The sequence below is a fragment of the Planococcus salinarum genome (genome assembly GCF_007004625.1).
Lineage (GTDB): Bacteria > Bacillota > Bacilli > Bacillales_A > Planococcaceae > Planococcus > Planococcus salinarum.
In genome coordinates, this window is sequence record NZ_VIFV01000008.1 from 53,149 (window position 1) to 66,576 (window position 13,428).

Below are 13,428 nucleotides of genomic sequence, written 5' to 3' on the forward strand. Positions count from 1 at the left end.
GCTGAACGCGGAAATAATCTCGTGAACGCGGATATAATTCGCTGAAAATCGCGACCCTGTGCCAAACAAATCGCGACCCTGTGCCAAAGACAATTCAATATATTCACCACAATTGACTGAAAAAGAAGTTGCCCCAGAAACCTCAAAGGCTTTCGGAGGCAGCTTCTCTATATTTATCCAGAAATGTAAATAGTCATAATTGTTTCCGACACAGGGACAATCTGGGAACTGCTGGAAATCTATTTGGGAACACGTTTAACAGCCTCGATTCGAACTCCAGCCAACAAAAAGGATAACAGCTAAACAGATGCCGTCATCCTTTTTGTTTTTTAAAATTTAATTTTAATTTTCATCATCCATCAGCTTTTTTAACGGCTTTGTGGCGGGCCCTTCCACTACCTCGCCGCCATAGGAAAAGCGGGAGCCGTGGCACGGGCAGTCCCATGTGCGTTCCGCGTTATTCCAATGCGTCTCGCATCCCATATGGGTACAACTCGTGTCGACAACATAGAGATTGCCTTGCTGATCGCGGTATGCACCAGCGCGCTGATCATTAAACTGTATGACTTTCCCTTCATCTGTTTGCAAGTCACCGGCCTGGCCCTCCAGGTTTTCCGCTTTGCCTTCTGCGAACATTTTACCGATGTGGAAACTCTCTTCCGTCAGCTTTTTTATATCCGGCTCCTTCATCGGCCGTAAAGGAGAGAACGTTTCCTCGTAATTTGAGGCTGTTCCACTGATTAAGTCTGTCAGCAACTGGCCAGCTAAAACACCCGAACTCATGCCCCATTTCCGGTAACCGGTTGCGACAAATACGTTTTCTGTTTCCGTTGAATACTTGCCGATATAGGGAATCTGGTCGAGGGTACCCGGATCTTGAGAAGACCAGCGATACGGAACTTGTTCGACGCCAAAAACCTGGTCCATGAACTGATACAACTGGTTATAGTTTTCTTCAGTATTTTGGTTATGCCCCACGGGATGGCCATAGCCGCCTGCCAGAACCAGTTTCTTCCCATCTGCCTGAATGGAACGGAGGGAACGGGCAGGCTGGCCGGCGTTTATATACATGCCACCTGGGAAGTCCTTATCTGTTTCTGCCGCGATGCTGTATGATCGACTTGGACTCAAGCGTGCATAGTAGTAACCTTCTTTATCATAAAAAGGGTAATGTGAGCAGACGACCAGGTAATTTCCTTCCACTCTTCGCTCTTCCTGTGTTACGGCAACCGGCCGCTTCCCCGACTCGATATCACTTATCCTCGTATTCTCAAAAATCATGCCGCCTTTTGCAGTGATTTCCTCAATCAGCGGTTTAAGAAACTTGACCGGATTGAATTGCGCCTGCTGATTCATGACGACTGCCCCCAAATGGTGGATATCAAGCGGGATATCTTCTGTAAATCCACCGTCAATGCCGAGTTCCCGGTAAGCTTCCGCTTCTTTTTTAACTTTGTATTGCTGTTCTTCATCTTCTGCAAAAACATATGCCGGCTCTTCAGAAAAGTCACAGTCTATTCCTTTTTCGCTGATAAGCGTTTTGACATATTGGATAGCTGCAGCATTCGCTTCATAATAATATTTCGCGGTGTCTTTCCCTTCACTTTGGATCAGTTGGTCGTAAATCAGACCATGCTGGGCAGTCAACTTTGCCGTTGTATAGCCCGTTGTGCCATTCAGCAGCCTTCCCCCTTCAACTAAAGCGATGCGATAGCCTTTCTTGGTTAACAGATAAGCGGTCATAATGCCGGAAATTCCGCCGCCGATGATGATGACATCCGCTTCATGATTTTCCTGTAACGAAGGAAAAGCCGGCAGTTCCGTGGAATCGAGCCAGTAAGACTCCGAAACACCGGGCATGTGTGCAGCCTGGTAGTTACTCATCAAGAACCCTCCTCGAATATGATTTTTTTCATGTCTTCGTGTTGCCAGCTCCCCTCTGCTTACCTTAAATAAATTTGCGCACGCCGATCATCAAAACTGTGCAAAGCAGAGAGACTGACTGATAGTTACTGTGCTTTTTCCCTGCTGCCGCTTACTGTAAACAATATTTGCAAAACTTCACAGAAACTGCAGTCGTACCGGCCGCAGGAAGAATCTGGGGAATTCTGCGTTTAAATAAAAGCCGAAAGGGAACAGGAAGGGTAAATGGAGCCATACTGAAGGAGGAGAAGAAATGCTGTCTTTTATTCCAAGTCAGGACCCGAATACAATCGCCATGGAGTTTGAAGGGAAAGCAGAAAAGGAAGACCTGGTGAAAGTGGAGCAGGAGATCAAGAAAAGATTCCCGGATAAGGAGAAGTTCAATCTGTATGTGATTGTCCACGAAGTTGACGGCGCAACGCCAAAAGCGCTGATGGAAGAGGCGAAAGTCGATATGAAACGGTGGGGCCAGTACAATAAAATGGCGGTAGTCAGCGACAAGAATTGGCTGGAGAAAATGACAGACGCGGGTGATGTTCTGCCTGGTATTGAAGCAAAGCATTTTCGGATGGATGAAGCGGCCGAAGCCTGGGAATGGATAAAATCAGGATGACCAAGGAAAAAATTTTCGCAAATAATTTGCGTCTCAGGGAAAGAAAACATTCTGCAGAATTCTGAATATAAACGGCTATTGTATGCAGCAGAAAATCCATCCCCGCGAACAGATGGTTAGGGGAATGGATTTTTGAGCCGCTCCCTGGGAACGAAAACTAAAGAAACAGTCGCTAAATTATTGAATAAAAATGGAGAGAAGAGGCGCCTGGATAAAGCGCCTCTTCTCTCCATTTGGTTTATAAGAGTATGTAATCATAATGGTTCTTTCTCGTTTCGTGTAGAAGGAGAAGATTTTTAATTTTTATACCATTTAGAATCAATCGCTACACCCGCATCAACAATTAGATTATGGATAGGGCATCTTCTTTCTACTTCTGCTTTTAATGCTCCTAGTCGTTCATCGCTTTCATCTGTTGAAAAAATCGCCTCAAAACTGACGGTTTGGAAATAAGTAGAGACTCCTTCAACGCCTCGCATGCCGCGTGCATCGATTATGCCGCTGTTTTTAAACTCGATGCCTTGATAGGAAAAGTTCTGCTCCTTAGCGATCAGGCCAATCATGACGGATGTGCAGCCTGTCAGTCCACCTAATAAGTATTCAAGTGGATTTGGCCCTTCATTGGTGCTTCCCAAATGTTTCGGTTCATCAATGATAAAAGGCGAAAACTCCCGGGCATAGATAGAAGTTTTTAAATTCCCTTCCCAGGTTCCGCGTGTTTCCATTCTTACCAATTGTTTTGTTGTCATTTCAACACTCCTATTCCGCTGTAAACTCAAAAGGCTAATTATAGATGAATAATTTAAAGTTGTAAAATTACTTAGACGTAGAAAAAGAGTCAGGAAATCGTACGCCTGTGTCAAAAACGATTCAGTCCATTCATGACAATCGCATCCAAAAAAGCTGCCTCCAGAAACCCCAAAGGTTTTCGGTGGCAGCTTCTTTATATTTTTCCTGGTATCTAGGGGCAGAAACTTTAGGCGAACGCGGATATAATTTCCTGAGCGCGGATATCCGCTTTTATTCCCATCAATTCGCCCCCAGGGAAAGAAGCAATTCTAAACGTTTTTGACAATACACGACAATTGAATGCAACACAGGGAAAATCCAATTATCATTGAGTTTGGAATGTGCAATTCTGAAAGCATAGCAACACAGGAATCGATAAAATTACTTGCTGCGGCAGCCAACTGAAAAGGGGTGGGCAGGTGGAGAAGTTAAACAGCTTGGAAGAGTACAAATGGATTCGGGACGAGACCGTTTATTTCCTGTCGGACGAACGGCCGGGAAGCCGGGTGGAAAACTTCCTGCCAAACCGCTTTGACCATTATTGCAGTGACTTGAGATTGAGCCATTTACAGGAAAAGTTTTGGTATTTATTGCAACGAAAAAATCTCTTCTTTCTCTGAGATTTCTGCTATGATAAAACTATAGCTTATGCAGATACCACCGATTGCCTCTAACACTGATACATTGTCTACCCCCATCGATAGGGAATGATGTATTCGCGTTGGGGGCAGTCTTTTTTTGTTCGAAATTTTAAAAAGAAAAAGGAGGAAGTGCGGATGGGGTTGGATATGTATTTGTACAGTTATCAAGAGGTTGAAAAGAGGGAGTACAAGGATCGGGAGCATTGGATTGACTGGCGGAAGGCGAATGCCATACACGGCTGGTTTGTGACAGAAATTCAGGGAGGCATTGATGAGTGGGGGGAGTACCCGGTGTCGCGGGAAAAGCTGATGGAGCTGTTGGAATTGTGTACGGCAGCGCATGACAGCGACTGGCTGGAGGCTTCGAAGCTCCTGCCGACGATGCCGGGCCCGTTCTTTGGCTCGACCGAATATGATGATCACTATTATTGGGAACTGAGGAATACGATTTCACAATTGGAATGGCTGCTCAGCTCTCCTAAATCTAAACGGGTACATTTCTATTATCAGGCTTGCTGGTGAGAGCGGGGGCTGGGGAAATACAATCGTCTCCCTGTGTCCCACACAATTCCATTTATTCAAAAAAAGTGCATGAAGAATTCAGGAAATCCAGCAATGGAGTGAATTCTTCATGTATTTTCATGTTTTGGTGCAAATATTCATAAATGTTTGGGACACAGGGACAATCTGGGAACTGCTGGAAAATGGAATGCAGGGACAATCTGGGAACTGCGTCCCGACTATAATTAAATAGATGGATGACAACACACAGATCCACTGTTTTTCGGGTATACAAGAAATATCAGTCAAACACCATTAAAATCTATAAACTGGGAGGAAGTGTACATGAATCGATTTTCTGGAACTTCCAAGGTTGGTTTTCTGGTATGGATGATAATAATGATCTCTGTAAGTTGTATGGCTCCTGCTTTTGCTGAGGATTTCGGTCCATCTGAGTGGCACCAGTACAGATTGAATTCTGAAAATAATCCGGTTTATCACAGTGATTTTGATGGAGTCATGGAAGAAACCATCGATACAAATGATGAGGTCCGCTCAACGCCTGTTATTGTTGGAAACAATGTTTTTATAGGGAACCATAATACGGGAGATATTTATTCGTATGATTTGGTTAATGAAGAAATGAATTGGCAGGCACAAGCGCCGAATTGGATCCATTCAGAAATTATCCATGCCAACGATCAATTATTTGTGGGGTTCGGAAACCGTTACTTTCAAGCAGGCGGGACGAGAGGTACAGGTAAAAGTGGACTGGTAAGTCTTGATCCGGAATCCGGGGAGATCCTATGGACTTTTGAAACAGAAGGCGAAGTAATGCCGACACCTGCATTTTTTGACAACACGGTTTATATTACGACCGGTGATAGACACCTGTATGCAATTGATCCGGATACTGGTGATGAAAAGTGGAAGTTGGAAATAGGTCATACGGTCAGTATGTCTTCGCCAAATATAAAGGATGGAATATTATATGTGGGTGCAGGAAGCCCGCGGCCTTATACATTTTCTGCTGTCGATTTAGCGGAGCGGGAACTGGTATGGCAGACTGAATTAGAGAACGTAACTGCCGGTTTGGATGATGTCCCTCCAGCCATTCATGATAATTTAGTCATAACGACAGCGCTGGTGGAGTCGGATGAAAAAACAAGTGTAAGGGAAATCTATAATCGCAGTGGGGTTATGACGACTTATAAGCACAGTTTCCAATTGATCATCGGAGATCTGATCAATGAACCCGCGGAAGTATTACAAAATCACTTTATTTATGCGATGGATAGGGATACCGGTGAAGTTGTCTGGGAAGAGAAGCTGGGGATGGGGCTGATGGTTCCCAACAACAAATCGGGTGCTCCCATCGTATACGACGGCAAAATATTTGTCGGAAGTCCGATTACGAAATCTTTCTATGCACACGATGCTGAAACTGGAGAAAAGTTATGGACCCATGAGAGCAATGTCAACAAGGCGCCACCAGTCGCGGATGGAGGGATTGTTTACTTTACGGATGCCAAAGGCTTTGTCTATGCGTTTAATGCTGATAATGGGGAATTGGTGGGGAAAAAACATTTAGGCGGCACATTGGCACCCTCGGGTCCGGTAATAATGAATGACCATCTGATTGTCGGGGGCCAGGATTCAAATGTCTATGTGTTGCCAACCAGTGACATTATTGGATCAAATGAAGAGGGCCAGGAGCAATCCAGGACAAGCAATGAGAGCTCCGGGTCTGATTTCTCCTATATCTTTTTTATCTATATAATTCCGATACTGGTTCTCGTATTTACTATCGTATTAATCATTTTGGTTATTACGAGACTGAGAAAAACGAAAAAAATTAAAAATGATAATTCGCGCTCTGAAAAATAGCTTCCCTGTGTCAGACACAATACCAGTTACACGGAAACCTTGTATCAAGAATCCGTCAAATCCAGTATTGGAGCGGAATCTTCATGTATTATTATGTGTAGATATAAAAATACTTATATGTAATAATAAGGTAATTGAGTGTGTGAAAACAACGGAAATAGGGGGAACACGATGGCTTGGCTTATACGTATCTTGATTTCAGCAACAGCTGCCGGACTGGCAGGGATTAGTATTTTTTTAGCAATTTTTGGAGCCAATATTTTTTATGCGATGGAGATTGCGCAACTTCCTCCATCGGCACCTGGAGATTTCGGAGATGGTTTGTTCGTTCTCATACTTGCGGGTTACGCAGCATTGCTGGCGATTCCAATATTATTCGTCATCTTCCTGATTTTTTACAAGCGGCTGAACATGCTTGGTTTGCTGCTAGGTGTAGGATTCGGATTCTGGTTCACCCGATTGGTCCAGCACGTCGCTTCATGGACGCAAGCGACAAGTGGGGACAATCCATGGATTTATGGCTATCTCGACATGAGCGCCTTCATATTTATGCTGGTGGGTCTGTTTTTCATTAAGCATGATACAAAACGGTTTAGTCTGGCAGGAACTGTTGCCGGCGCTGCAGGCGGATTTCTCTTTGCTTACGGTGCAGTGATCGCATCTCGCTGGGTGGATAACACGCTGACATCTTATGGATATTTTGGTCCAATCGAAACTACTGTTGTGTTGGTCGGTGTATTGTTATTCGCGTTGATTGGAAACGCAGTCGGCAAAAAATACCGAGGGAAACTGAATGCACACAGCGCCCTTCAGGAATCTGCGTAATAAAATTGCACCATCAAAAAGCTGCCTCCAGAAACTATACAAGTTTCTGGAGGCAGCTTCTTTATATTTATCCAGAAAAGTAAATAGTAGACGATTCAGTCCATTCACAACAACTGCATACAAAAAAACTCCACCTCCTGAACAAGAAGTTCAAGGCGATGGAGTGTTGCTTTTAATGCTGCTAACGGGATTGTCCTGAATCACGCCGTTCCCTCGGAACAACAAACGACTCATGGAGCCCCGTGGTTTTATCGAACCAAGGCAGGTTCAAAAAACTCCCGGTACAATTCCTTTAGGATTTTGGTCTCGTCATGTTTCAGGACGCCGAACACCAGGCTGACTTCGGATGACCCCTGGTTGATCATTTCGATATTGGCACCGGTCCGGGCAATTGCGCCGGCAGCCCGTGCTGCCAGACCCGTTGTATTATTCATGCCTTCGCCAACCAGCACGACCATGGAAAAATCGCTGCGAATGTGGATGTCATCCGCCTGCAATTCGTCTTTGATGCGCTGGATGATGCGGGCTTCTTTCGCGGGAGTCAGCTGATGGCTGCGGATGATGACCGATAGATTATCGATGCCGGACGGAATGTGTTCGTACGAAACGTCGTCATCTTCCAAAATCTGCAGCAGCTTCCGTCCAAAACCGATTTCCCGGTTCATCAAATACTTGCTGACATACAGAGTGGAAAATCCGCTGTCGGCTGAAATGCCGGTGACCGGCCGTTCGCTGGAATCGCGCTCTCGCACAATCATCGTACCGGCAGCAGCCGGGTGATTCGTGTTTTTGACGCAGACAGGAATGGCTTCTTTAAAGGCGGGCATTAAGGCTTCGTCATGAAAAACTGCAAATCCGGCATAGGACAGTTCACGCATTTCCCGATACGTCATCTGTGCGATTTCAGCCGGATTTTCTATGACAGTGGGGTTGGCGGCAAACACACAGTCGACGTCAGTAAAATTTTCATACAGTTCCGCTTTCACAGAAGCTGCTATAATGGCGCCGGTGATGTCAGATCCGCCGCGTTCAAACGTCCGCAGCACCCCGTCTCGCGTATAGCCGAAAAATCCGGGGAATACACTGATCCCGTCCGCATCCTGCAGAGAGGAAAGGCGGCTGTACGATTCCGGCAGCGCCTGGGCGCGGCCCGGCAAGTCATTGACGAGCAATCCCGCATCCCATGGATTCCGATACTCGGCGGGCAACCCGACAGAAACGAAATAAGCGGAAATCAGTTTCGCTGAATTGTCTTCCCCACTTGCTTTAATGCGGTCCATGTACAACTCCTTGTAGCCTTTATCAGCCGATAACCGGCTCCAAAGATCCTGTGTGATGAGATCCACAATGGCGTTGCCCAGATTCAACTCTTCTGCCAGTTGGGCGTATCGCTCCACGACTGTTGCCAACAGTGCTTCGACGCTGTCACCAGCCAGTGCCTTGTGGGCAAGCTCGATGAGCAGGTCGGTAACTTTGACGTCCCCGCTGAACCTCTTGCCGGGAGCGGACACGACGACAATTCGGCGGCTTGGATCGCTTTGGATAATTGCTGTCACTTTTTTTATTTGCTGCGCACTTGCTACGGAAGTTCCGCCGAATTTACAAACTTTCATCTGATCAAGTCCCATCTGTTCAAAATTAGATTAAAGGTTGTTTTAACTTAAAGATAATACTATAATGTCCTTATGAGAAAAACAAGTGTTTTTTTCCAGTGCACACAGGATGGGGGTGGAATTATCAATGAAAAATGAAATTTCAATTGGATTATTAGGATATGGAACAGTGGGTGAAGGAGTGGCGAAAATTCTGCACCAACACAAGCAGGATTTGCAGCATAAACTGGGTGCAGAAGCCACCATCAAAAAAGTCCTGATCAGGAACAAACACAAAGAAAGAGACACCACTCTTGATCCGGCTATCTTTACAACAGACATTGAGGATATTCTGAACGACTCTTCCCTGGACATTATAATCGAAGTAATGGGCGGGATAGAAGACGCCCGACAGGCGATTGAAAAAGCGCTGAAAGCGGGGAAACAAGTAGTTACAGCCAACAAAGATGTCATGGCGGAATTTGGCGATGGGCTGCTGAAACTGGCGGATGAACAAAAATGCGACCTGTTTTATGAAGCGAGTGTAGCTGGCGGGATCCCGATCATCCGCACACTGGAAGATGGATTGGCATCCGATCGCATCACCAGTTTGATGGGAATCGTCAACGGGACAACCAACTTCATCCTCACGAAAATGAAAAATGAGAACATGACTTACGAAGCGGCATTGGCGGAAGCGACACGGCTCGGGTATGCGGAAACGGATCCATCTGCGGATGTCGACGGAATCGATGCCGCCAGGAAAATGGTGATTTTGTCGTCTTTGGCTTTTTCCACAGTCGTTCATCTTGAAGATGTCTCCGTGCGCAGCATGAAAGAAATTCAGGACGGCGATTTGGAGATTGCGGCAAAGTTCGGCTATACCATGAAAATGGTCGGGTCCTCCAAAAAGAACGAAGACGGCATCGAAGTGGCAGTGGAACCCGTTTTCCTGGCTGACTCCCATCCGCTTTCGGCAGTCAATAACGAATTCAATGCTGTCTATATACACGGAGATGCTGTGGGCGAAACAATGCTGTATGGCCCCGGGGCCGGCTCGCTGCCGACCGCCACGTCTGTCGTCTCGGATGTGATCGCAGCTTGCCGTAATCTGCAGTTAGGGGTGAATGGCAAACGCACCCATGCCTCCCAGCATGAACGCGTCATTAAACCGTACAGCGGCTGCTTTGCGAAATATTTCTACCGGCTGCTCGTAAAGGATGACGTTGGGGTCTTATCCCAATTAACGGCTATTTACAGCAACAATGGGGTCAGCCTGCAATCAGTCATGCAGCATCCTGCCAAAGTCGACGGCAAAGCGGAAATTATTTTATTGACTCATCAAATTTCCCGGAAGCAGCATTTGGAGCTGCTCAAAAATCTGGAAGGAACGGCAGACGTCATCAGCCATTACCGCATTGAAGGGGAGGACAAAGCATGAGATGGCCCGGATTGATTGAACAATACAAAGAATGGCTGCCGGTAACGGAAAACACGCCCGCCTTGACGTTGCAGGAAGGCAATACGCCGCTTATCCACCTGGAGAAATTATCCGCGCAATGGGGCATCAATCTGTACGTGAAACTCGAAGGCGCAAATCCGACCGGCTCGTTTAAAGACCGCGGTATGGTGATGGCGGTTGCCAAAGCGAAAGAAGAAGGCAAAACGGTACTGGTTTGTGCCTCTACGGGCAATACCTCCGCGTCAGCTGCGGCTTATGGTGCGCGGGCAGGCATGCGGACCATTGTCGTCATTCCTTCGGGGCGCATTGCGCTCGGGAAATTGGCGCAGGCCAAAATGTACGGTGCTGAAATTCTGGAGATCGAAGGGAATTTTGACGAAGCGCTCCGGATGGTCCGTGAAGTGGGCCAGGAGGCGGGCATTGCGTTGGTGAATTCGGTCAATCCATACCGTCTGGAAGGCCAGAAAACAATCGCGTTCGAAGTCATTGACCAACTGGACGGGGTGCCGGATGTGTTTGCACTTCCTGTCGGCAATGCCGGCAATATTTCGGCTTCCTGGAAAGGCTTCAGCGAATATGCGGCGAAAACGGGAGCCAAACGGCCGGCGCTTCTGGGCGTTCAGGCGGCGGGTGCAGCGCCGATCGTCCATAACGAAGTGGTCGACAATCCGGAAACCGTGGCAACCGCTATTCGGATCGGGAATCCTGCCAGCTGGCAATTGGCATTGAACGCTTTGGAAGAATCGAACGGTACTATTTTAGCGGCCACTGATGAGGAAATTCTGGAGGCGTATCAACTGATTGCGGCAAGTGAAGGCATTTTTGCGGAACCGGCATCCTGCGCTTCGATTGCCGGCATAAAAAAGCAGGTGGAAAACGGCCAATTGGCCAAGGGATCAACGGTGGTGGCTGTATTGACCGGCAATGGCTTAAAGGATCCGGATACGGCGATTCTGGTCAATGAACACAAAAAAATGCTTGTGCCGGAAGATATGGAACACTTTTGGGCGGATTTGAAGAAAGGTGTGAACGCATGAGCTGGAAGGATTTTTCTGTAAGAGTTCCTGCCTCGACTGCTAATCTGGGGCCGGGCTTCGACTCCATCGGCCTGGCGCTCGATCTTTATCTGACCGTCCATATCGCGAAAGCCGGCGCCTGGTCTGTCGAATATGCATCGGAAAGCTATCAGAGCTTGCCCAAAACGGTCGATAATTTGCTCATCACGACCATCCAGTTTGTAGCGGACCGCTATGGCAAGAAAATGCCGACAGCGAAACTGACAGTGGAAACGGATATTCCGCTCGGCAGAGGATTGGGCAGCAGCGCTTCAGCCATCGCCGCAGGCATTGAAATTGCAGATCGCCTGATGGCGCTGGAACTGCCGATGCAGGAAAAACTGGTCATCGGGACGGAATTGGAAGGGCATCCGGATAATATCTCCGCTTCATTGCTCGGGGGATTGACGATTTCATACTGGGATGGGAAAAAGTTAGCCATTAACCATATAGCAGACGTTGGCATCGCGGTCATTATTCTGGTGCCGCCAGTGGAACTCCTGACTGCCGAGTCAAGAGGATTATTGCCACAGGAGCTTTCGTACGCCGCAGCTATCCAAAGCAGCGCGGCGGCAAATGTCTTTTCCGCCGCGGTTGCTGTCGGAGATTGGGCAACTGCAGGGGAAATGATGGAAAATGATCAATTCCATGAACCATTCCGTAGGAGCAGATTTGCAGACTTTTCCGAGATCCGGAAGACGTGCAGAAAGAATGGCGCTTATGGCACATCCATCAGCGGTGCCGGGCCGTCCCTGTTCATCGCCATTGAACCAGGGCAGGAGCTCCAACTGGCTTCCGCATTGAAAGCGCAATATCCGAATTACGAATGCCTCGTGACAAAACCGGCTTTTACGGGTGTCAGATCTTTTGAGAGGGTGGTGTGATTCACTTCCTTGAGTCAAATCAAGACAATTGTATGCAAAAGAAGCTGCCCCCGGAAACCATAGTGGTTTTCAGAGGCAGCTTCTTTATATTTATCCGGAAATATAAATAGTCATAAATGTGTGGGTGACTGTCGCCAGAAAAGTCACCCAAGAACTGTTCGCCGCGGAAAATCTGCTTTAAACTGGAGGGAGGAGGCGAATGCGATGACAAAGAAAATGTTTGCAAGCGACAATAATTCCGGAATCCACCCCGCCATACTGGAAGCCATTGCACAGGCGAATGACGGGCATGTTCCGGCTTACGGGAGCGATCTGTATACGGAGGCGGCCACCCGGAAATTCAAGGAACATTTCGGTGAGAGCTGCGAAGTGGCGTTTGTTTTTAATGGAACGGGCGCGAATGTGACAGGGCTGAAAGCGATGGTGCGGTCGCATCAGGCGGTCATCTGCACGGACGGCGCACATATCAATGCGGATGAAGGCGGCGCAGCAGAAGGGTTCATCGGCGGCAAATTGCTGACTGTTCCGTCGAAGGACGGCAAGCTGACCGTCAGCCAAATTGAGCAGCACCTGCACCATATCGGCAACCAGCAGCGCAGCCAGCCAAAAGCCGTGTCCATCTCCCAATGCACAGAACTCGGCACCGTCTACACGATTGACGAAATCAAAGAACTCACCCGTTTTGCCCATGAGAATGGTCTTTTTGTACATATGGACGGCGCAAGGATCAGCAACGCAGCAGCTCATCTCGGCTGCACCCTGGCTGAAATGACCGTGGATGCCGGCATCGACATGCTGGCGTTCGGCGGCACCAAAAATGGCCTGATGATCGGCGAAGCGGTAGTTTGCTTCAACAAAGACCTGGCATCGGAGTTGAAGTACATCCGGAAACAGGGCATGCAGCTGGGCTCGAAAATGCGCTTTGTGTCTGCACAGTTCGAGCGGTTGCTGACAGAGGACCTGTGGCTGGAAAATGCCCGCCACGCCAACCATATGGCGCAACTGTTGGCAGAAGGGTTAGTGAAATTCCCGGAAATTTCCCTTGCCCAGCCAGTCGAGTCGAACGCCGTCTTCGCGTCATTGCCAAGGACCAAGATCGAACAGCTTCAAAAGGAGCATTCGTTTGCGTTATGGAGTGAAGAAAGGGATGAAATTCGCCTGGTCACTTCTTTTGATACCGAAAAAGAGGACATCGAAACCTTTCTTGCAGACGTTCAGATGATTTTTTCTTAAAGGAGCAAAAACCGGCAGATTCC

The 13,428-nt window shown here is 47.6% G+C and carries 12 protein-coding genes; 9 read left to right on the forward strand and 3 right to left on the reverse strand.

Going from position 1 to position 13,428, the window contains the following annotated elements; genetic code table 11:
• Nucleotides 1–342: 342 nt before the first annotated feature.
• Complete coding sequence (locus DIJ65_RS06690; RefSeq protein WP_117300357.1) at nt 343–1,884, reverse strand: FAD-dependent oxidoreductase; 1,542 nt, start codon at nt 1,882–1,884, stop codon at nt 343–345.
• Between the two features lie 292 nt (nt 1,885–2,176).
• Here DIJ65_RS06690 and DIJ65_RS06695 point away from each other — a divergent pair, with 292 nt between their 5' ends.
• Entirely contained in the window at nt 2,177–2,536 is a 360-nt protein-coding gene (locus DIJ65_RS06695) for a SpoIIAA family protein (RefSeq protein ID WP_117300355.1), read from the forward strand.
• A gap of 296 nt (nt 2,537–2,832) precedes the next feature.
• Here the strand turns inward: DIJ65_RS06695 and DIJ65_RS06700 are convergent, their stop codons facing one another.
• Complete coding sequence (locus DIJ65_RS06700; protein WP_117300353.1) at nt 2,833–3,285, reverse strand: OsmC family protein; 453 nt, start codon at nt 3,283–3,285, stop codon at nt 2,833–2,835.
• 459 nt (nt 3,286–3,744) lie between these two features.
• Between DIJ65_RS06700 and DIJ65_RS06705 the strand changes: the two genes are divergently transcribed.
• From DIJ65_RS06705 to DIJ65_RS06720, 4 genes are all read left to right on the forward strand, one after another.
• Nucleotides 3,745–3,945 carry a hypothetical protein gene (locus DIJ65_RS06705; protein ID WP_117300351.1) on the forward strand — a complete coding sequence of 67 codons (201 nt, stop codon included), beginning with the start codon at nt 3,745–3,747 and terminating at the stop codon, nt 3,943–3,945.
• A 156-nt stretch (nt 3,946–4,101) separates the two neighbouring features.
• Nucleotides 4,102–4,488, forward strand: coding sequence for a hypothetical protein (locus DIJ65_RS06710; protein WP_117300349.1), 387 nt, complete (start codon nt 4,102–4,104; stop codon nt 4,486–4,488).
• A 324-nt stretch (nt 4,489–4,812) separates the two neighbouring features.
• Entirely contained in the window at nt 4,813–6,354 is a 1,542-nt protein-coding gene (locus DIJ65_RS06715) for an outer membrane protein assembly factor BamB family protein (RefSeq protein WP_230321298.1), read from the forward strand.
• Nucleotides 6,355–6,525: 171 nt separating this feature from the next.
• A complete protein-coding gene (locus DIJ65_RS06720) occupies nt 6,526–7,179 on the forward strand; it encodes a hypothetical protein (protein ID WP_117300347.1) in 654 nt (217 codons plus the stop codon).
• Between the two features lie 248 nt (nt 7,180–7,427).
• Here the strand turns inward: DIJ65_RS06720 and DIJ65_RS06725 are convergent, their stop codons facing one another.
• Nucleotides 7,428–8,792, reverse strand: a complete 1,365-nt coding sequence (locus DIJ65_RS06725; RefSeq protein WP_117300345.1) for an aspartate kinase — start codon at nt 8,790–8,792, stop codon at nt 7,428–7,430.
• A 127-nt stretch (nt 8,793–8,919) separates the two neighbouring features.
• Between DIJ65_RS06725 and DIJ65_RS06730 the strand changes: the two genes are divergently transcribed.
• The 4 genes from DIJ65_RS06730 (at nt 8,920) to DIJ65_RS06745 (ending at nt 13,405) form a co-directional block, all read left to right on the forward strand.
• Nucleotides 8,920–10,212, forward strand: a complete 1,293-nt coding sequence (locus DIJ65_RS06730) for a homoserine dehydrogenase (RefSeq protein ID WP_117300343.1) — start codon at nt 8,920–8,922, stop codon at nt 10,210–10,212.
• Nucleotides 10,209–11,270 carry a threonine synthase gene (thrC, locus tag DIJ65_RS06735; RefSeq protein WP_117300341.1) on the forward strand — a complete coding sequence of 354 codons (1,062 nt, stop codon included), beginning with the start codon at nt 10,209–10,211 and terminating at the stop codon, nt 11,268–11,270. Before DIJ65_RS06730 ends, thrC begins: the two co-directional genes overlap by 4 nt.
• Entirely contained in the window at nt 11,267–12,172 is a 906-nt protein-coding gene (gene thrB, locus DIJ65_RS06740; protein WP_117300339.1) for a homoserine kinase, read from the forward strand. The genes thrC and thrB overlap by 4 nt, the downstream gene beginning before the upstream one ends.
• 204 nt (nt 12,173–12,376) lie before the next feature.
• Complete coding sequence (locus tag DIJ65_RS06745) at nt 12,377–13,405, forward strand: threonine aldolase family protein (protein ID WP_117300337.1); 1,029 nt, start codon at nt 12,377–12,379, stop codon at nt 13,403–13,405.
• Nucleotides 13,406–13,428: the final 23 nt, after the last annotated feature.